Origin of the sequence: Pseudomonas sp. K2I15, assembly GCF_002204795.1 — a bacterium.
Taxonomy (GTDB): domain Bacteria; phylum Pseudomonadota; class Gammaproteobacteria; order Pseudomonadales; family Pseudomonadaceae; genus Aquipseudomonas.
Genome location: NZ_NIXO01000011.1, coordinates 107,567 through 126,853, shown reverse-complemented (window position 1 = coordinate 126,853; position 19,287 = coordinate 107,567). Strand labels below are relative to the sequence as shown.

20 protein-coding genes are annotated in these 19,287 nt (G+C 60.5%); 11 read left to right on the top strand and 9 right to left on the bottom strand.

The annotated features are described in order from the left end of the window. Window positions 1–128 precede the first annotated feature (128 nt). The 3 genes from CEC48_RS10065 to CEC48_RS10055 are packed head-to-tail and all read left to right on the top strand — an operon-like array spanning window position 129 to window position 2,459. Window positions 129–698, top strand: coding sequence for a YfiR family protein (locus tag CEC48_RS10065; RefSeq protein ID WP_088423597.1), 570 nt, complete (start codon window positions 129–131; stop codon window positions 696–698). Beyond that, entirely contained in the window at window positions 695–1,951 is a 1,257-nt protein-coding gene (locus tag CEC48_RS10060; protein ID WP_088423596.1) for a diguanylate cyclase domain-containing protein, read from the top strand. The genes CEC48_RS10065 and CEC48_RS10060 overlap by 4 nt, the downstream gene beginning before the upstream one ends. A 16-nt stretch (window positions 1,952–1,967) precedes the next feature. After that, window positions 1,968–2,459: an OmpA family protein gene (locus CEC48_RS10055; RefSeq protein WP_088423595.1), complete on the top strand. Its 492-nt coding sequence runs from the start codon at window positions 1,968–1,970 to the stop codon at window positions 2,457–2,459. 161 nt (window positions 2,460–2,620) lie between these two features. Here the strand turns inward: CEC48_RS10055 and CEC48_RS10050 are convergent, their stop codons facing one another. Continuing rightward, window positions 2,621–2,911, bottom strand: a complete 291-nt coding sequence (locus CEC48_RS10050) for a DUF3077 domain-containing protein (RefSeq protein ID WP_088423594.1) — start codon at window positions 2,909–2,911, stop codon at window positions 2,621–2,623. 332 nt (window positions 2,912–3,243) lie between these two features. After that, complete coding sequence (locus CEC48_RS10045) at window positions 3,244–4,191, bottom strand: LysR family transcriptional regulator (protein ID WP_088423593.1); 948 nt, start codon at window positions 4,189–4,191, stop codon at window positions 3,244–3,246. A 131-nt stretch (window positions 4,192–4,322) separates the two neighbouring features. Between CEC48_RS10045 and CEC48_RS10040 the strand changes: the two genes are divergently transcribed. Beyond that, window positions 4,323–5,840: a CoA-acylating methylmalonate-semialdehyde dehydrogenase gene (locus CEC48_RS10040; protein ID WP_088423592.1), complete on the top strand. Its 1,518-nt coding sequence runs from the start codon at window positions 4,323–4,325 to the stop codon at window positions 5,838–5,840. A gap of 14 nt (window positions 5,841–5,854) precedes the next feature. After that, window positions 5,855–6,742 carry a 3-hydroxyisobutyrate dehydrogenase gene (gene mmsB / locus CEC48_RS10035; RefSeq protein WP_088423591.1) on the top strand — a complete coding sequence of 296 codons (888 nt, stop codon included), beginning with the start codon at window positions 5,855–5,857 and terminating at the stop codon, window positions 6,740–6,742. Between the two features lie 119 nt (window positions 6,743–6,861). On the opposite strand, the gene CEC48_RS10030 is transcribed toward mmsB, so the two are convergent. Further along, a complete protein-coding gene (locus CEC48_RS10030) occupies window positions 6,862–7,206 on the bottom strand; it encodes a cupin domain-containing protein (RefSeq protein WP_003212331.1) in 345 nt (114 codons plus the stop codon). Window positions 7,207–7,595: 389 nt separating this feature from the next. Between CEC48_RS10030 and kynB the strand changes: the two genes are divergently transcribed. Beyond that, complete coding sequence (gene kynB, locus CEC48_RS10020; protein ID WP_088423590.1) at window positions 7,596–8,246, top strand: arylformamidase; 651 nt, start codon at window positions 7,596–7,598, stop codon at window positions 8,244–8,246. Further along, window positions 8,243–9,100 (top strand): tryptophan 2,3-dioxygenase, encoded by an 858-nt coding sequence (gene kynA / locus CEC48_RS10015; protein WP_088423589.1) that lies wholly within the window; start codon window positions 8,243–8,245, stop codon window positions 9,098–9,100. The genes kynB and kynA overlap by 4 nt, the downstream gene beginning before the upstream one ends. 99 nt (window positions 9,101–9,199) lie before the next feature. Here kynA and CEC48_RS10010 read toward each other — a convergent pair whose 3' ends face one another. The 4 genes from CEC48_RS10010 to antA all read right to left on the bottom strand — a co-directional run bounded on the left by CEC48_RS10010 (window position 9,200) and on the right by antA (window position 13,738). Then, entirely contained in the window at window positions 9,200–10,600 is a 1,401-nt protein-coding gene (locus CEC48_RS10010; RefSeq protein WP_088423588.1) for an amino acid permease, read from the bottom strand. A gap of 71 nt (window positions 10,601–10,671) precedes the next feature. Then, entirely contained in the window at window positions 10,672–11,679 is a 1,008-nt protein-coding gene (gene antC / locus CEC48_RS10005; RefSeq protein ID WP_088423587.1) for an anthranilate 1,2-dioxygenase electron transfer component AntC, read from the bottom strand. Between the two features lie 176 nt (window positions 11,680–11,855). Then, window positions 11,856–12,347, bottom strand: a complete 492-nt coding sequence (gene antB, locus CEC48_RS10000) for an anthranilate 1,2-dioxygenase small subunit (RefSeq protein ID WP_010174188.1) — start codon at window positions 12,345–12,347, stop codon at window positions 11,856–11,858. After that, window positions 12,347–13,738, bottom strand: a complete 1,392-nt coding sequence (gene antA / locus CEC48_RS09995) for an anthranilate 1,2-dioxygenase large subunit (RefSeq protein ID WP_088423586.1) — start codon at window positions 13,736–13,738, stop codon at window positions 12,347–12,349. Before antA ends, antB begins: the two co-directional genes overlap by 1 nt. 312 nt (window positions 13,739–14,050) lie before the next feature. On the opposite strand from antA, the gene CEC48_RS09990 reads away from it, so the two are divergent. Further along, complete coding sequence (locus tag CEC48_RS09990) at window positions 14,051–15,052, top strand: helix-turn-helix domain-containing protein (RefSeq protein ID WP_088423585.1); 1,002 nt, start codon at window positions 14,051–14,053, stop codon at window positions 15,050–15,052. Window positions 15,053–15,214: 162 nt separating this feature from the next. Here CEC48_RS09990 and CEC48_RS09985 read toward each other — a convergent pair whose 3' ends face one another. Then, entirely contained in the window at window positions 15,215–16,090 is an 876-nt protein-coding gene (locus CEC48_RS09985; RefSeq protein WP_088423584.1) for a LysR family transcriptional regulator, read from the bottom strand. Between the two features lie 114 nt (window positions 16,091–16,204). Here CEC48_RS09985 and CEC48_RS09980 point away from each other — a divergent pair, with 114 nt between their 5' ends. Genes CEC48_RS09980 through catA form a run of 3 tightly spaced genes read left to right on the top strand, consistent with a single transcriptional unit; the run spans window position 16,205 to window position 18,608 of the window. Further along, the gene (locus tag CEC48_RS09980; protein WP_088423583.1) at window positions 16,205–17,329 is read left to right on the top strand and encodes a muconate cycloisomerase family protein; all 1,125 of its coding nucleotides are present in this window, start codon (window positions 16,205–16,207) and stop codon (window positions 17,327–17,329) included. A gap of 16 nt (window positions 17,330–17,345) precedes the next feature. Further along, the gene (gene catC, locus CEC48_RS09975) at window positions 17,346–17,636 is read left to right on the top strand and encodes a muconolactone Delta-isomerase (RefSeq protein WP_003212310.1); all 291 of its coding nucleotides are present in this window, start codon (window positions 17,346–17,348) and stop codon (window positions 17,634–17,636) included. A 42-nt stretch (window positions 17,637–17,678) separates the two neighbouring features. After that, window positions 17,679–18,608, top strand: coding sequence for a catechol 1,2-dioxygenase (catA, locus tag CEC48_RS09970; RefSeq protein WP_088423582.1), 930 nt, complete (start codon window positions 17,679–17,681; stop codon window positions 18,606–18,608). A gap of 124 nt (window positions 18,609–18,732) precedes the next feature. Here the strand turns inward: catA and CEC48_RS09965 are convergent, their stop codons facing one another. Then, window positions 18,733–19,206: an Lrp/AsnC family transcriptional regulator gene (locus CEC48_RS09965; protein WP_003212305.1), complete on the bottom strand. Its 474-nt coding sequence runs from the start codon at window positions 19,204–19,206 to the stop codon at window positions 18,733–18,735. Window positions 19,207–19,287 lie beyond the last annotated feature (81 nt).

The following is a 19,287-nucleotide window of genomic DNA, read 5'->3' as shown; positions in this document are numbered from 1 at the left end:
TTTTCCGATCCATGCGTATGATTTTTCTGAAAAAATAGCGGAATTCCCCGAGGTGTCGCCTCGCGGGGTTTTCCGCCGTTGTGCTATCGTTGCGGCATCATCCCGAGAAGATCAAAGAGAATCGCTGCATGAACGTGGCTGTCTCGCCCACAGAGCGGAGTTTGAGCTGGAGACGAATGCTGCTGTTGGCGCTTCTGTGGGGGTTCTTGCCTCCAGCTTTTGCCGAGCCGCCTGCCGGCATGGCCGATCAGCGGGCCAAGGCCGTGACCCAAGTAGTCCTGGGAATTCTCAGTTACGCCCGCTGGCCGGTAGAACCTGCGCAACTGCGCTTGTGCATCGTCGGGCCGACCCAATACACCGATGACCTGGTCAAAGGCACCACCCAGGCCACCGGGCGTCCGGTGGTGGTGCAGCGTTTGCTGGCCGACCATCCTGGCATCGGTAATGCCTGCGACGCCGTGTACATCGGCCGATTGACCGGTGACGAGCGCAGCCGCCTGTTTGCGGCGCTGGTCGGCCATCCGGTGCTCAGCATCAGCGAAGGCGGTGACCAATGCACCGTGGGCAGCCTTTTCTGCCTGCGGGTGGGCGATGAGCAGGTATCGTTCGAGGTCAACCTCGACTCCGTCGCCCGCAGCGGTGTGCGCATTCATCCAAGCGTACTGCAACTGTCCCGCCGAAGAGCGCCGGGGTCATGAGTTTCGGTAAAGGGCCGGTGCGCCCAACCCTGCGTTCGGTGATCGGGCGCGGGCACCTGAGCCTGGCGCTGATGGCGGTGACTATGGCCAGTATCTCCCTGACCCTGCTCGGTGTGCTGGCGCTGCGGGTGTACGCCGACCACAACCTGCAGTTGATCGCCCGTTCCATCAACTACACCGTGGAAGCGGCTGTGGTGTTCAACGACAGCGCGGCGGCCACCGAAGCGTTGGCCGTGATCGCCTCGGAGGAAGAGGTGGCCGAGGCCGAAGTCTTCAACGTCGACGGCAAGCAACTGGCCCATTGGGAGCGCCCGGAAACCGGGATGCTGTCGATGATTGAGTTGCAGTTGGCACATGCCCTGCTCGAACAGCCCATCACCCAGCCGATCCTGCACCAGGGTCAAGTGATCGGCAGCGTGCACCTGACGGGCCATGGCGGCAGCCTGTTGCGCTTCCTGCTCAGCGGCCTGGCCGGGATTTTGGTGTGCACCGCCCTCAGCGCCTGGGTCGCGTTGTACCTGGCAAGGCGTCTGTTGCGCGGCATCACCGGGCCGTTACACAGCCTGGCCTCGGTGGCCCACGCTGCCCGCAGCGAGCGGGCGTTTGACCGGCGCGTACCACCGGCGAAAATCGCCGAACTCGACAGCCTGGGCAACGACTTCAACGCCTTGCTCGACGAGCTGGAAGCCTGGCAGACCCACCTGCAAAGCGAAAACGAAACCCTCGCCCACCAGGCTAGCCACGACAGCCTGACCGGGCTGCCCAACCGGGCTTTCTTTGAAGGACGATTGATCCGCGCGTTGCGCAGCGCCGCCAAGCTCAACGAAAAAGTCGCGGTACTGTTCCTCGACAGCGACCGTTTCAAAGACATCAACGACAGCTACGGCCATGCTGCGGGCGATGCGGTGTTGGTGGCGGTGGCAACGCGCATTCGTGCCCAACTGCGGGAAAACGACCTGGTGGCACGCCTGGGCGGCGATGAATTTGCGATCCTGCTGTCGCCCTTGCACAAGCTTGAGGACGCTCAGCGCATCGCCGACAAAATCATCGCCAGCATGGACGCCCCGATTCCTCTACCCGGCGACACCCACGTATTGACCTCACTCAGTATCGGCATAGCCGTCTACCCTGATCATGGCGCCACCCCGGGCAGCTTGCTCAACGCCGCCGACACGGCGATGTACCAGGCCAAACGGCTTTCCCAGGGTGGCCAGCAAACGGCGGAGTCGGAGCACCCCGCCGCCAACGTTTAACACAGGAGTTGACCCCTTGTTCTCGACCGCACGCTTTTTGTTTATCACCTTGCTCGTGGCCTTGCTCGCCCTGAGTGGCTGCCAGACACCGCCGCCCAAAGGCCTGACACCGGCGCAAATCGCCGTGCTCAAACAGCAAGGCTTTGAGTTGACTGATGATGGTTGGGCCTTCGGCCTGTCGGGCAAGGTGCTGTTTGGCAGCGACGTCGAAAACCTGAATGCGCCCAGCACCGAGATCGTCCAGCGCATCGGCAAGGCGCTGTTGGGCGTGGGCATTGAGCGCGTGCGAGTCGACGGCCACACCGACGCCTCGGGCAAGGAAACCTACAACCAGCAACTGTCCCTGCGCCGGGCAAAAAGCGTGGCCAACGTGCTGACCAGCGTCGGAATGAAAGAAGAAAACGTACAACTGCGTGGGCTGGGCAGCAGCGAACCGGTGACATCCAACGAAACGGCGGCGGGGCGCACTGAGAATCGCCGGGTGTCGATTGTGGTGATTGCTGACTAAGCTGACGCCCTCGTTCGCCCTATGGAATGCGTTCAAAAATGTGGGAGCGGGCTTGCTCGCGAAATCGGTGTGTCAGCCAATGCATATTTGACTGATCCACCGCCTTCGCGAGCAAGCCCGCTCCCACATTTTACTTACGGTGTGTTTGATCTCGCGTTTGCTTAACCACTCGGCAGCATGGCTTTGGTCAGGTCATCAACCACCGCCTTCCCCATCTCACACAGATAATGCGCGGCCCACGCGTATTGCTCACCCCGCACATCCATGGCAGCTTCCATTGCGAGTTTTTTGGAGTAGTAAAGCAGCGTTGAGGCATGCTCCAGCGCTTCGCCAATGGGCATGCCAGCGTTGACGCGGAACAGGGGTTTGTTGTTTTCACCGTAGTCGCCAAAGGTGACGACGCCGAGGGTAATGACTGAAGACAGTGGGGGATCGGGGACGATTTTGGTCATGATGATTGCTCTCTGCTGAAGTAGAGGCCACCACATCACATCGCTAAACATGAAGAGGGTGGCAGCTGTGTGCAGGTTAGCGATCCGGGCCAGAGAGCGCCCCGGGTAGACTCGAAGGTCTCCCGCACACAGCCGCCATAAAACGCTAAAAGCAGGCAAGCGCCGGCTAATATTGTTGAGGGCGGTGTTACTTCTGAAGCCTGGATCGCTAAACCCGGTCGCTGATGTGCAGCGACACCGGGAGGCTAGAGATCCAAACAGTAAGGCGCAATAGGGTGGAGATTCTCTAGGAATCGTCCTGCAATTTAAAGGGAATCGTCGTTGATGGCCCTTTAATCCGCAAACCTCATCTCCCGCGTTTCCCCCATCAACAACGGCTGATTCTGCTCCGTCACCTCACGGATGTAATCCCACAGCAGAGTGATCCGTTTCAACTTTCTCAAATCCTCGCGGCAGTACATCCAGAACTGCCGCGTGATATTGATCTCCTTGCCCAGCACCGGCAGCAACCGCGGATCCTGCGCCGCCAAAAAACACGGCAAGATCGCCAATGATCGCCCTTGCTGCGCCGCCACGTACTGCGCGATCACGCTGGTACTGCGCAAACTCGCGCTGGCACCCGGCACCACGTTGGCCAGGTACAGCAGCTCTGAACTGAACGCCAAGTCATCCACGTAGCTGATAAACGGATGTTCGACCAAATCCGCTGCCCGGCGAATGGGCGGATGCTGGTCCAGATACTCCTGTGTCGCATACAGCTGCAACTTGTAGTCGCACAGTTTGCAGCACACGTAGGGCCCGTGTTCCGGGCGCTCCAGGGCGATGACGATATCCGCCTCGCGCTTGGACAGGCTGATGAAGTGGGGCAGGGGCAGGATGTCCACCGAGATCGCCGGGTAGGTGTCGACGAAGTGGCTCAGTTGCGGGGTGACGAAGAAGCTGCCGAAACCTTCGGTGCAGCCCATGCGCACGTGGCCGGACAGCGCCACGCCAGAGCCGGAAACTTGTTCGCAGGCCATGTGCAAGGTGCTTTCGATGGACTCGGCGTAGCCCAGCAAACGTTGGCCTTCGGTGGTCAATACGAAGCCGTTGGTCCGGGATTTTTCAAACAGCAGAGTGCCCAAAGAGCCTTCAAGCGAACTGATGCGCCGCGACACGGTGGTGTAGTCCACCGCTAGGCGCTTGGCCGCGACGCTGGCCTTGCGGGTGCGGGCAACTTCGAGGAAAAACTTCAGGTCATCCCAGTTCAGGGAGCCTAGCGACGTGATGTTTTTTTGCATATTGGACCGGCTTTTATGTGCGTTCTTATTAGAAGTTTGCACATCTATACTCCAAAAACAGTCCGAACGCCTCATCCTCAAGGCGATTCAACGCCTTGGTTCTCTGCATACCTATAAGAATTGGAGACCACATGAACGCATCTGCCGATATTTCCGTGCAACAGGTCAAGCTGCTGATCAACGGCGAGTGGGTCGAGTCCAAGACCACCGAATGGCAAGACATCGTCAACCCGGCCACCCAGCAAGTGCTGGCGCGTGTACCGTTTTCCACCCCCGAAGAAGTCAACGCTGCCATCGACGCTGCCCATCGCGCCTTCCAGACCTGGAAGCTGACGCCGATCGGTGCGCGCATGCGCATCATGCTCAAGCTGCAAGCCTTGATCCGCGAGCACTCCAAGCGCATCGCCGTGGTGCTGAGCGCCGAGCAGGGCAAGACCATTGCCGACGCCGAAGGCGACATTTTCCGTGGCCTGGAAGTGGTCGAGCATGCGTGCTCCATCGGTACCTTGCAGATGGGCGAATTCGCTGAAAACGTCGCCGGTGGTGTGGATACCTACACCCTGCGCCAGCCGATCGGCGTGTGCGCCGGCATCACCCCGTTCAACTTCCCGGCGATGATTCCGCTGTGGATGTTCCCGATGGCGATTGCCTGCGGTAACACTTTCGTACTCAAGCCGTCGGAGCAGGACCCGCTGTCGACCGTGCTGCTGGTTGAACTGGCGGTCGAAGCCGGCGTACCAGCCGGTGTGCTGAACGTGGTTCACGGCGGCAAGGATGTGGTGGATGCACTGTGCACCCACAAAGACATCAAGGCTGTGTCCTTCGTCGGTTCGACCGCCGTCGGTACCCACGTCTACGACCTGGCCGGCAAACACGGCAAGCGCGTGCAGTCGATGATGGGCGCCAAAAACCACGCCGTGGTACTGCCGGACGCCAATCGCGAGCAAACCCTCAACGCCCTGGTAGGTGCCGGTTTCGGTGCGGCCGGTCAGCGTTGCATGGCGACTTCCGTGGTGGTGCTGGTGGGTGCGGCCAAGCAATGGCTGCCAGACCTCAAGGCCCTGGCGCAAAAACTTAAGGTGAACGCTGGCAGCGAAGCCGGCACCGATGTGGGCCCGGTGATCTCCAAACGCGCCAAGGCACGCATCCTCGACCTGATCGAAAGCGGCGTAAAAGAAGGCGCCAAGCTGGAACTGGATGGCCGCGGCATCAAGGTGCCGGGTTTTGAAGACGGCAACTTCGTCGGCCCGACCCTGTTCTCTGGCGTGACCACCGACATGCAGATCTACACCCAGGAGATCTTCGGCCCGGTGCTGGTGGTGCTGGAAGTCGACACCCTCGACCAAGCCATCGCGCTGGTCAACGCCAACCCGTTCGGCAACGGCACTGGCCTGTTCACCCAGAGCGGTGCGGCGGCGCGTAAATTCCAGAGCGAAATCGACGTGGGCCAGGTCGGCATCAACATCCCGATCCCGGTGCCGGTGCCGTTCTTCAGCTTCACCGGTTCCCGTGGTTCGAAACTCGGCGATTTGGGCCCGTATGGCAAGCAAGTGGTGCAGTTCTACACCCAGACCAAAACCGTCACCAGCCGCTGGTTCGACGATGACAGCGTCAATGATGGCGTCAACACCACCATCAACCTGCGCTGACCGAGGAGACGACCATGAAGATTGCATTTATTGGCCTGGGCAACATGGGTGCGCCAATGGCGCGCAACCTGATCAAGGCCGGCCACGCGCTGAACCTGTTCGACCTGAACCAGACCGTGCTCAAGGAACTTGCCGAACTGGGCGGCACCATCAGCGCCTCACCGCGTGCGGCAGCAGAAGGCGCCGAGCTGGTGGTGACCATGCTTCCGGCTGCGGCCCATGTGCGCAGCGTGTGGCTGGGTGAAGACGGCGTGCTCGCTGGCATCGGCAAAGGCGTGCCGGCGGTTGATTGCAGCACCATCGACCCGCAAACCGCCCGCGACGTGGCAGCTGCGGCGGCGAAACACGGTGTGGTGATGGCCGACGCCCCGGTGTCCGGCGGCACTGGCGGCGCCCAGGCCGGGACGTTGACCTTCATGGTCGGCGCCCCCCCGGAACTGTTCGCCACCCTGCAACCGGTTCTGGCGCAGATGGGCCGTAACATCGTCCATTGCGGCGAAGTCGGCACCGGGCAAATCGCCAAGATTTGCAACAACCTGCTGCTGGGCATCACCATGGTCGGCGTCAGTGAAGCCATGGCCCTGGGCGACGCGCTGGGCATCGACACGCAAGTGTTGGCGGGGATTATCAACAGCTCCACCGGGCGTTGCTGGAGTTCGGACACCTACAACCCGTGGCCCGGGATTATTGAAACGGCGCCGTCGTCCCGAGGTTATACCGGTGGGTTTGGTGCCGAACTGATGCTCAAGGATTTGGGGCTGGCCACTGAAGCGGCACGCCAGGCGCACCAGCCGGTGATCCTCGGCGCCGTTGCGCAGCAGTTGTATCAATCGATGAGCCAGCGTGGGGAAGGCGGCAAGGACTTTTCGGCGATCATCAACAGCTATCGCAAGCCCCAATAGGGGATTTTCCGGGAACTGTGGCGAGGGGGCTTGTCCCCCGTTGGGCTGCGCAGCGGCCCCAAAAAAGCGGGAGCGCTACGCACTCCAACGGGGGACAAGCTCCCTCGCCACAATGGCTGTCAGGCAAACACAAAATACTTACGCACGGTCTCCACCACTTCCCACGTTCCCTTCATCCCCGGTTCCACCACAAAGATATCCCCAGCCCGCAAATGGATCGGCTCCAGGCCGTCCGGGGTGATCACGCAATAGCCTTCCTGGAAGTGGCAGTATTCCCACTTCACGTACTCCACCCGCCATTTGCCCGGGGTGCAGATCCAGGTGCCCATGATCTTGCTGCCGTCTTCGCTGGTGTAGGCGTTGAGGTTGACGGTGTGCGGGTCGCCTTCGAGTTTTTCCCATTTGCAGGCGTCCAGCACCGGCAGTGGGTGGGTGTCGCGCAGTACGGTGATCGGCTTGGACATGATGATTCCGAGGCAGTGGAAGGGAAGTCCGAACCCTATCGCCTCGGGCTGCCTGCCAGTGGTCTGAACTCGACATCGGGATGCCCAGAAGCGCAGGCAGTTGGTGATCTTCGCCACCACGCCAATCCCTGTAGGAGCTGGCTTGCCAGCGATGATCGTTAACGATAACGCGTACATTCTGGTTTGGCGCGGCGCCCTTGAGTTCTTTGCTGGCAAGCCAGCTCCTACAGGGGGACGTGCCAGGCCAGGTAATTTTGAAACATCCAATCACCAATCAGCCATTTCCTCGCAGTAAGTGCGAAAGATTTCCTGCTTTGCGCTGGAATTCGCAAGAATATTTACAGCAGGCCCTCGTATCATTCACCCCAGTAACGACCGAGAGCCTTGAAATGAATCCAATAAAAACGTGGTGGGACATCAGCCCGCCCCTGAGTACCGCGACCCCGACCTGGCCGGGGGATACGCCGTTTCAGGAAGAGCGCGTGTGGCAGTTCGGCCCCGAGTGCCCGGTGAATGTCGGGCGCATCACGCTGTCGCCGCACACCGGCGCCCATGTGGACGCGCCGTTGCACTACAGCGCTGACGGTGCGCCGATCGGTGAAGTGTCCCTGGATGTGTACATGGGCCCGTGCCGGGTGCTGCATTGCCTGGGCAGCGGCGCACTGGTGCAGCCGCATCAGTTGGAAGGTCGCCTGGAGCACCTGCCGGAGCGTGTGCTGTTGCGCACTTATCAACAGGCGCCGCTGGATACCTGGGATTCGAATTTCACCGCCGTCGCGCCGCAAACCATCGAGCTGCTGGCCGGCCTCGGTGTGCGCCTGATCGGTATCGACACGCCGTCCCTGGACCCGCAGCAGTCCAAGACCATGGATTCCCACAACGCCGTCGCCCGTCATGGCATGGCGATTCTCGAAGGCATCGTCCTCGACGACGTGCCGCAGGGCGATTACGAGTTGATCGCGCTGCCGCTGCGTTTTGCCAACCTCGATGCCAGCCCGGTACGAGCCATCCTCCGCCCGCTCAAGGAGCCCACGCGATGAGCCAGTGTCCTTTCTCCCCTGACTACCAGCCGCCGGAAGAATGGCATAACGCCGAGCTGAATTTTTCCGAGTCCATGAGCTACGGCGACTACCTGGACCTGGGCAAAGTGCTCAGCGCCCAGCACCCGCTGTCGCCGGACCACAACGAGATGCTGTTCATCATCCAGCACCAGACCTCGGAGCTGTGGATGAAACTGATGCTCCACGAACTCAAGGCCGCCCGCGAACACGTGCGCCTGGGTGAGTTGCCGCCGGCGTTCAAGATGCTGGCGCGGGTGTCGCGGATCTTTGACCAACTGGTGCACGCCTGGGCGGTGCTGGCGACCATGACGCCATCGGAGTACAAGTCGATTCGCCCGTACCTGGGCCAGTCGTCGGGCTTCCAGTCGTTCCAGTACCGGGAAATCGAATTCATCCTCGGCAACAAAAGCGCGGCGCTGTTGCGGCCTCACGCCCATCGCCCGGAGTTGTTGAAGGAGCTGCAGGTGGCGATTGCCACGCCGTCGCTGTATGACGAGGCGATCAACCTGATGGTCAAGGCCGGGCTGTCGATCGACCCTAAGCGCGCTGAACGCGACCCCACGGCGCCGACGGTTCACGATGACTCCGTGGAGGCGGCGTGGCGCGAGGTGTATCGCGATCCGAGCCGGTATTGGGACCTGTACCAACTGGCCGAAAAGTTTATCGACCTGGAAGACTCCTTTCGCCAATGGCGCTTTCGCCACGTGACTACGGTGGAGCGGATCATCGGCTTCCAGCCCGGCACCGGCGGTACCGAAGGCGTGGGTTACCTGCGCAAGATGCTCGACACCGTGCTGTTCCCCGAGCTGTGGCGCGTGCGTTCCACGCTGTAATCAAGGCCCAACAAAAAGCCCCGGTACTCATCAGTACCGGGGCTTTTCATTTGGAATACGATCAAAATGTGGGAGCGGGCTTGCTCGCTCCCACATGGGTTATTGCGCTGTTACTGCCTTCGCGTTATTCAAGCGCAACCGGTACGCCACGTAGATAACCCCGACCCAAACCGGAATCGCATACACCGACGCCCGCACACCCGGAATCGCCAGCATCACGCAGATGATCATCAGCATGAACGCCAGGCACAGGTAGTTGCTGAACGGGAACCAGAAGGTCTTGAACGACGGCACCACGCCTTGCTCGCCCATGGCCTTGCGGAACTTGATGTGGGTGAGGCTGATCAGCGCCCAGTTGATCATCAGCGAGGCAACCACCAGCGCGAACAACAGCTCCAGTGCATCGTGCGGTGCGACGTAGTTGATCACCACGCAGAGCAGTGTCACCAGGGCCGAAATGCCCAGGGCACGCAACGGCACGCCTTGCTTGTTCAACTTCATCAGCGCTTTGGGCGCATCGCCTTGCTCGGCCAGGCCGAACAGCATGCGGCTGTTGCAGTACACGCCGCTGTTGTACACCGACAGCGCTGCGGTCAGTACCACGAAGTTGAGGATGTGCGCGGCGGTGTCGTTACCGATCAAGGAAAAGATCTGCACAAACGGGCTGCCGCTGTAGGCATCGCCCGACGCGCCGAGGGTTTGCAGCAGTTGGTCCCATGGGTACAACGACAGCAGCACGGTGAGTGCGCCGACGTAGAAAATCAGGATCCGGTACACCACCTGGTTGATCGCCTTCGGGATCACCTTGCGTGGCTCGCTGGCTTCGGCGGCGGTAATACCCACCAGCTCCAGGCCGCCGAACGAGAACATGATGAACGCCATGGACATCAACAGCCCCATGCCGCCATTGGGGAAGAACCCGCCGTGGCTCCACAGGTTGCTCACCGAGGCTTGCGGGCCGCCGGTGCCGCTGAACAGCAGGTAGCAGCCGAGCACGATCATGCCGACAATCGCCACCACCTTGATGATCGCGAACCAGAACTCGGTCTCACCGAAGAACTTCACGTTCAAGGTGTTGATCAGGTTGACCAGCACAAAGAACACCACCGCACTGACCCAGGTCGGAATCTCCGGCCACCAGAACTGGATGTACTTGCCTACCGCTGTCAGCTCGGCCATGCCCACCAGTACGTAGAGTACCCAGTAGTTCCAGCCGGCAAGGAAGCCTGCGTAACCGCCCCAGTATTTGTGGGCAAAGTGGCTGAAGGAGCCGGCAACTGGTTCCTCCACGATCATCTCGCCCAGCTGGCGCATGATCAGGAACGCGATAAAACCGGCTACCGCATAGCCCAGGATCATCGACGGCCCCGCCGACTTGAGCACGCCTGCCGAGCCGAGGAACAGCCCGGTCCCGATCGCCCCGCCTAAGGCGATCAGCTGAATATGCCGGTTCTTCAGGCCACGTTTGAGGCCTACCGGGTTAACCATGTCATCCGCCATTAACATTCCCTTCTACTTGTTTTTTTCAGGGTTGATCGCACACCGAACCAGCCCCTCATACCGCTGAGGGGTCAGATATTACTCTCGGTAAACTTTTCGTAATACAGCTGAACACCATCAAGTGACTGATCCTGCAGCCATTGCTTGATGGATTCGACCATCGGTGGCGGCCCGCACACGTACATATCCGCCGATTGATCCCGCAATTGTGCCAGGTCGAAATGTTCGGTGAGGTAGCCGCGTTTGCCGGGCCAGTCGGGCGGCGGGTCGCTGAGGACTTCGGTGTAGCGAAAACCCTGGATTTTATCGGCGTAGGCCTGGATGCGGGCGGCCTCGCATAAATCTGCCGCACCGCGTACGCCGTAATACAGGTGCACCGGCTGTTGACAACCGCCGGCTGCCAGTTCATCGAGCATGCCCAGCAGTGCCGATAAGCCAGTGCCGCCGGCTACCAATACCAGCGGTTGGGTGACATGCCTGAGGTAGAACGCACCCAGTGGCGCTTCCAGCAGTAGCTCATCGCCGACCTGGCAGCGTTCGCGGATGTAGTTGCTCATCACGCCATCGGGCAGCAGGCGGATCAGGAACTGCAACTGATTGCCCGGGCGATTGGCGAAGGAGTAGGAGCGCCAACTGTCGGTGCAGGGAATTGACAGCCGGGCGTATTGGCCGGGCAGGAAGTCCAATGGGTTTTCAAGCTGCAGGTGCAGGATCGCCGTGCTGGCCGAAACCTGCTGCACATCGCTCACCGTGCTGCGGATGTGTACCGGCCCCGGTGCGTTGCACAGGCTGGAGTCAAAATCGAAATAAAAGGCTGCATCGGATTTGACCCGGGTCTGGCAGCTGAGCATTTTGCGTTGTTGCAGGTCGAGGCTGGAGAGGGCTTCCTCGTCCACGTAATCCTGGCTGTAGTCACCGGACTCGCAACGGCCCTGGCAGGTGCCGCACACGCCTTCGCGGCAATCGAGCGGGATCTTGATGCCGTTGCGCAATGCCGCGTCCAGCAGGATCTCATTGGCGCCCACCGGGAAAAACAGGGTCTTGCCGTCGGCAAAACTGAAGGCCACTTTGTGATTCATTCGCAGAACTCCGCGAGTTTAATTTTCTATGCCTGCGATTTACTTGTGGCGAGGGAGCTTGCTCCCGCTGGGCTGCGCAGCAGCCCCAAAAAAACTGGGAGCGCTACGCACTCCAGCGGGAGCAAGCTCCCTCGCCACAGGTGTAATGCATCAGCCCACAGGTGTAATGCATCAGCTCACAGGTGATAAAAATCCAGCACCGAGTTGATGGTGTCGTTGAGCAGCAGCGCATGCTTGCGGGTGATCAACCAACTGTCGCCATCGGGCTTGAGGCTGTAAGTGGCGCTGCCATAAAACTGCTCCGACATCGCCAGCCGATAGAACAGCGTGTGCCAGTTCAGCTTCACTTCCAGCAGCCCGTCTGCCTGCTCGGCAATCCGCACGTTATTGATCAAATGCAGCGTCCTCGGCATCGGCGTGGCCGACGCTGCCTTGCCCGTACGCAAGCGAAACACCCGATCCTCCAGCCCCGAACGGTTGGCGTAGTAGATCAGCGACATCTCACGCTTGGGGTCGCGGGTGTAGACGTGTTCCGAGTCCCATTGCGGCAGGTGGAACTCACTCTGCGGGTCGAACAGCTGCACATAGGCGTCCCAATCCTGGGCATCGCACAGCTCGGACTTACGGTAAAAAAACTGCTCGATCCGGTACTGCAATTGCGCATTCATCATTCCACCTCCCGCAGTTTCAAGGCTTGGGCATCGAGCCCGTCCAGCAGGAATTTCTGCCAGTTGCGGTGCTGGTTGACGTACAGCCCTTCGTGGGTGAATTCGGTGCCGGTCATGGCAGGCTGAATGCCGATGGATTCGCTGTTGGGCGTCGGCCCGGTTTCCCAGCGGTGGCTGCCACGGGAGATATCGCTCCAGCGTTCCAGGCGGCCCTGGAAACCGCGCTGGGCTTCGCGAAACTCCACCAGGTCATCCGGCGTACCCATGCCCGAGACGTTGAAGAAATCCTCGAACTGGCGAATGCGGTTCTCACGGTCGGCGTCAGACTCGCCCTTCACCCCCAGGCATTGGCTGATGATCTCGGTCTTGTTCCACGCGATGGGGCGGATGATCCGCAGTTGCGAGCTGATCTGGTCGAGGAAGAACAGGCTTGGGTAGATGTTCAGGTTGCGCAGGCGGTGCATCATCCACTCGGCTTTTTGCTGGCCGTGTTCTTCGATCAGGCGCGGCATGATGGTGGCGTAGCCCGAACGCACGGTCGGGTTGGGCATGTCGCTGAACAACAGGCTGTGCCCATTGTTGAAGGCAAACCAGCCGTCATCGGTGTTCGCGTCGCCGGCGCCGAGCTTGCTGTAGTCCAGTGTCGTGCCCGAGCCAGTGCCGTTTTCCGTGTTGACCTGCTGGCGATGCTGCACCGTGGCCACGTAGTTGTAGTGCACGGTGCTGACGTGATAACCGTCCAGGCCGTTTTCGTTTTGCAGTTTCCAGTTGCCGTCGTAGGTGTAGGCCGACTTGCCCGGCAGCACTTCCAGCTCACCGGTGGCCGACTGGGCGACCATCATGTCGAAGAACACTTTGGCGTCGCCGAGGAAGTCTTCCAGGCTGTTGGTGCCGTTCACGTCCAGGCTGATAAACACAAAGCCCTTGTAGCTCTCGATCCGCGCCTTTTTCAGGCCGCGAGTCGCCTTGTCGAAGCCTTCCGGGTATTCCCCGGGCGCCTTGACCTTCACCAGCCGGCCATCGCTCTTGTAGCACCAGGCGTGGAACGGGCAGGTGAAGGTGGACTGGTTGCCCTTGCCGACCCGCGTCAGGGTGGTGCCGCGATGTTGGCAGGCGTTGATCAGGGCGTTGAGCTGGCCTTCGCCGTCGCGGGTGATGATCATCGGCTGGCGCCCGGCGCGCATCGTCACAAAGTCATGCTTGTTGGCCAATTCGCTTTCGTGACAGGCGTAGATCCAGTTCTTTTCGAAGATCAGCTCCATCTCCAGATCAAACAGCTCAGGCTCGGTGAACATATCCCGGGCGATGCGGAATACTTCATCCACCGGACGAAAGTCCAGGCAGCCTTCGATAAAGCTTTTCCACTGTTCGACGCTTCTTGCACCACTCATGGGAGGCACCTTTTTGATAATGGCTAAACGGGTAGGCCATTAAGAGGCTGCGGCGGGGCGGCGGGCTATCCGGTTAATGGGGGAAGGTGGGCCACTTAGTTGGGCACCAAATACCCACGGCGGTGCAGGGCGGTGGTGGAATGCGCTACTGTCTAGCCAGTTGATTGTCGCAAAAGTGTGCGTCTTATCCACTTAGTCGACGGTTGCTATCCACCCAGTGGTAATCCTGCTGGCGTGGCGTAAAACTTGCTGTTGCTCTACCAGGACGCGCCGTCAGAGCGCGCCGGCCACAATTGCCGTGGGTGCCCCGTGATGAGTAGCAATACACGCGACATACGTATCGAGCGCTTCGACCTTGAAGGCGCCTGCAGCTGGATGTCCGGTATTTGCGGGCCGCACCGGCTGCAAACCGCTACGCCGGAGCGCATCCGCTTTCACCACAGCGCCAATGTGTTCAAGTCCCGCGCCACCACGCTGGGGATTATCGAATACGGCACTGACGTGACCATCGACATCGAAGACGCCGAGCACTTCAGCAGCTACAGCCTGAGCCTGCCGCTGGTGGGCGAGCAGGAACTGAGCAAGAACGGCGAACGGCTCAGCTCCAACCGCGACCAGGGCGTGATCATCTCGCCCAATGAACACCAGGTGCTGGCGATCTCCGGTGACTGCCGCAAGCTGCAAGTGGTGATCACCCGCGCGGCGATGAGCGAATCCCTGGAAGGCTTGCTGCAACGGCCGATTGAGGCGCCGCTGCGCTTTGAATCGGTGATGGACGCAGTGGATGGCGCCTCCGCGTCGTGGTGGCGCATGGCGCGGTATTTCATCGCCGAGCTTGAGCGCAGCAGTGAACTGTATGACCAGGCGGCATTTACCCGGGACCTGGAAAGCTCGCTGATCAAGGGCCTGATCCTGGCCCAGCCGAACAACTATTCCGAAGAACTGCGCGACGTACTGGGCGTGAAGCTGCCGCACTATCTGATCCGTGCCCGGCAGTACATCCACGACAACGCCCGCGAAGCGGTGCACCTGGAGGATTTGGAGGCGGCGGCGGGCGTGTCGCGCTTCAAGCTGTTCGACGCCTTCCGCAAATACTTCGCCCTGTCGCCCATGGCCTACCTGAAGAAATACCGCCTGGGCGCCGTGCGCCAGGAAATCCTCGAACACGGTTCAACCCGTACCATCTCCGAAATCGCCCTGGGCTGGGGTTTTACCCATCTGGGACGATTCTCGGCCGAGTACCGCAAGCTGTTCGACGAATCCCCCAGCCAGACCCTGCAACGCAACGACGCCCGGCGCATGCGTGGTGCTTGAACGATGAACACACTACTCAAAAACGATGGAGATCAAATGTGGGAGCGGGCTCGCTCGCGAATGCGGTGGGTCAGTTGCCAGATGTATTGACTGACCCACCGCATTCGCGAGCAAGCCCGCTCCCACACAAGCCCGCTCCCACATTGGATGTGTGGTGTTCTTTTAGATCAACTCTTCCACCAATTGCAGGCAATGATTAAGCCCCGGCGACTGGTCATTGATCCGCCGGCTGAGAATGATCGGCGAGGTGGCGGTGGCTTCCACCACCGGCGTGTAGCCGATGTCTGCGCGATGCAGCACCTGCACCGAGGCTGGCACCAGCGTCACGCCCATGCCCGCGCCCACCAGGCCGATGGCGGTCTGCAATTCATTGGTCCACTGCGACACCTTCAGGCTCAAGCCGTGGGCGTCGAACAGCGCGATCACATGGTCGGCGTAGCTGGGGCGCGGGTTGCCGGGGTACAGCACGAAAGGTTCGGCGGCCAGTTGCGCCAGGGTGGCCGGGGCGCCCAGCAATGGATGCCCGGCAGGCAGCACCGCCACCAGCCGATCCTCTACCAACACCCGCTGCACAATCGCCGGATCGTCGATGCGAATCCGCCCGAAGCCTACGTCAATCCGCCCGGCCTTGAGCGCTTCGACCTGTTGCAACGTGGTCATCTCGGAAAGGCCCAACTCCAACTCCAGGCCATCGTGGCTGCGCAGCCGGCGAATCAACTCCGGCAGCACGCCATACAGCGTCGACGGCGCAAAACCGATGCCCAGCCAGGTTTTCTGCCCAAGGCCGATGCGTCGCGTGTTGTCGCACACCTTGCCCAGTTGCTCCAGCAGCACATTGGCGTGCTCATAGAAAAACCGCCCGGCCTCGGTCAGGCGCAACGGCCGCCCGCGCTCCAGCAGGACCACGCCCAGTTCGTCTTCCAATTGCTGGATCTGCCGGCTCAACGGCGGCTGGGCAATGTGCAGGCGTTCGGCGGCGCGGGTGAAGTTGAGGGTTTCCCCCAGCACCTGGAAGTAACGCAGATGGCGCAGTTCCATAAGGACTCCATTCATACCTTAAGGGTATTGTTCGAGACCCATTCTATATTGGATGCCAGCAGAGATCAGGAACAGAATCAGGCCAAATCTATAAAGAACCCAACGGGTATTGCCATGCCGATTTGCGCCATCGAGTCGATCGAGACCATCATCGTCGACCTTCCTACCATCCGCCCGCACAAGCTGGCGATGCACACGATGCAGAACCAGACCCTGGTGATCATCCGCGTGCGCTGCGCCGACGGCATCGAAGGCATTGGTGAATCCACCACCATCGGCGGCCTGAGCTACGGCAATGAAAGCCCCGATAGCATCAAGATCAACATCGACCGGCACTTCGCGCCGCTGCTGCTCGGCCAGGACGCCAGCAACATCAACGCCGCCATGTTGCGCCTGGAGCGCAGCATTCGGGGCAACACCTTTGCCAAGTCGGGTATCGAAAGCGCCTTGCTCGATGCACTCGGCAAACGCCTGAATCTGCCGGTCAGCGAATTGCTCGGCGGCCGCGTGCGGGACGCCCTGCCGGTGGCCTGGACCCTGGCCAGCGGCAACACCGAAAAAGACATCGCCGAAGCCGAAAAAATGCTCGACCTGCGACGCCACCGCATCTTCAAATTGAAGATCGGCGCCGGTGAAGTCAGCCAGGATTTGGCCCACGTGATCGCGATCAAAAAAGCCCTGGGCGAGCGCGCCAGCGTGCGCGTCGACGTCAACCAGGCCTGGGACGAAGCCGTGGCCCTGCGCGCCTGCAAGGTGCTGGGCGACAACGGTATCGACCTGATCGAACAGCCGATTTCCCGCAACAACCGTGGCGGCATGGTGCGGCTCAACCTGTCGAGCCCGGCGCCGATCATGGCTGACGAATCCATCGAATGTGTGGAAGACGCCTTCAACCTGGCCCGTGAAGGCGCGGCCTCGGTGTTCGCCCTGAAAATCGCAAAAAACGGCGGCCCGCGCGCGGTATTGCGTACCGCAGCAATTGCCGAAGCGGCGGGCATCGGCCTGTACGGCGGCACCATGCTTGAAGGCGGTATCGGCACCCTGGCCTCGGCCCATGCCTTCCTCACCTTGAACAAACTGGCGTGGGACACCGAGCTGTTCGGCCCGCTGCTGCTCACCGAAGACATCCTCGCCGAGCCGCTGGTGTACCGCGATTTCCACCTGCATGTTTCCACCGCTCCGGGCCTGGGCCTGGCCATCGATGAAGAGCGCCTGGCGTTCTTCCGTCGCGACAAATAACCAGAGGACACCTGCGATGTTGTTCCACGTAAAAATGACCGTGAACCTGCCCGTCGACATGAACCCCGAGCGTGCTGCTGGCCTCAAGGCTGAAGAAAAAGCCTTCTCGCAGCGGCTGCAAGAGCAAGGCAAGTGGCGCCACCTGTGGCGCATCGCCGGGCTGTATGCCAACTACAGCGTGTTCGATGTCGACAGCGTGCAGGAACTGCATGACCTGTTGATGCAATTGCCGCTTTATCCTTACATGGCCATCGAAGTGAATGCCCTGTGCCGGCATCCGTCGTCGATCCGTGAGGATGATCGCTGAGTCTGTTTTTTCACCTAATAATTACAAGATGAGGATTGCACCATGTCCATCCGACTTTCCCAGACTGCTCACGCCCAACAGTTTCTCGAAGAAGCCAGCGGCAACCTTAACGACGGCGGCAACCCACGGACCAAGGCGCTGATCTACCGGATCCTGCGGGACACGGTCAACATCATCGAAGACCTGGAAGTGACTCCGGAAGAGTTCTGGAAGGCGGTCAACTACCTCAACGAACTGGGCAAGAACCAGGAAGCCGGGTTGCTCGCCGCAGGCCTGGGCCTGGAGCATTACCTGGACATGCTGATGGACGCGGCGGACGAGGAAGCCGGCAAATCCGGCGGCACCCCGCGCACCATCGAAGGCCCGTTGTATGTGGCCGGTGCGCCGCTGTCCAAATACGAAGCGCGGCTGGATGACGGCCTCGATCCGGGTGTGCCGCTGTTCATGCAGGGCCAGGTGCGCGACACCAACGGCAAGCCGTTGGCGGGGGCGATTGTCGATGTGTGGCAGGCCAATACCGGCGGCACGTATTCGTGGTTTGACGGCACGCAGTCGGAGTTCAACCTGCGTCGGCGGATCGAGACCGATGCCCAGGGCAACTATCGTTTCCGTAGCATCGTACCGTCCGGGTATGGCTGCCCGCCGACCGGGCCGACCCAGCAGTTGCTGGACCAGTTGGGGCGCCATGGCCAGCGGCCGGCGCATATCCACTTCTTCATCTCGGCGCCGGGGCATCGGCACCTGACCACGCAGATCAACCTGTCGGATGATCCGTACCTGCATGATGATTTTGCCTATGCGACGCGCGATGAGTTGATCGCCGAAATTCGCTTCAGCGAGGACGCGAACCTGGCGAAGGAGTTTGGAGTGGAAGGGCCGTTTGCCCAGATTGATTTTGACTTTGAGTTGCAGTCGGCGGCGGCGCCGGTAGAGCAGAAGCGTATGCAGCGAGTGCGTGCACTCGAAGACTGAACGCGGTAAAAAAATGTGGGAGCGGGCTTGCTCGCGAATGCGGTGGATCAGTCAATATTTCCGGTGACTGACACTCCGCCTTCGCGAGCAAGCCCGCTCCCACATTGGATCTGTATCGTTTGGCCTACTTGCGAACAACCAGGTCGAGCAAATCATCCCGATCCTTGATCTTCTGCAACACAATCTCCGACCGAATATCCATCACCCCCGCCGTACGGTTCAGGTGGTTCACAATAAAATCCGAAAAGTGCTTGAGGTTGCGCGCCTGCACCCGCAGCACATAATTGCTCGCCCCCGTAATCACATACGCACTGGCCACCTCCGGCCACCCTTGCACCTTCTTGATAAACGTCTCGTGCCAATCCTCCACATCCTGGCGCAACGACAGGTGGACGATGGCCTCCAGCTCAATCCCCAGTTGCTCGGCGTTCAACACCGCCCGATAACCACTGATGATTCCCTCGCTCTCCAGCAGGCGCAAACGCCGCAGGCAGGCCGACGGCGACAGGGCGACTTTCTCCGCCAGTTCCTGGTTACTGATACGGCCATCCTGTTGCAGGAAATGCAGAAGGCGCAGGTCGGTGGCGTCGAGAATCATGGTTAGAATAAATCCGCGTGTTTGGGGGTTAAATTCGAATTTCCTACAGCTTAATTAGCCTGTTGCCCACCACTTTGCACG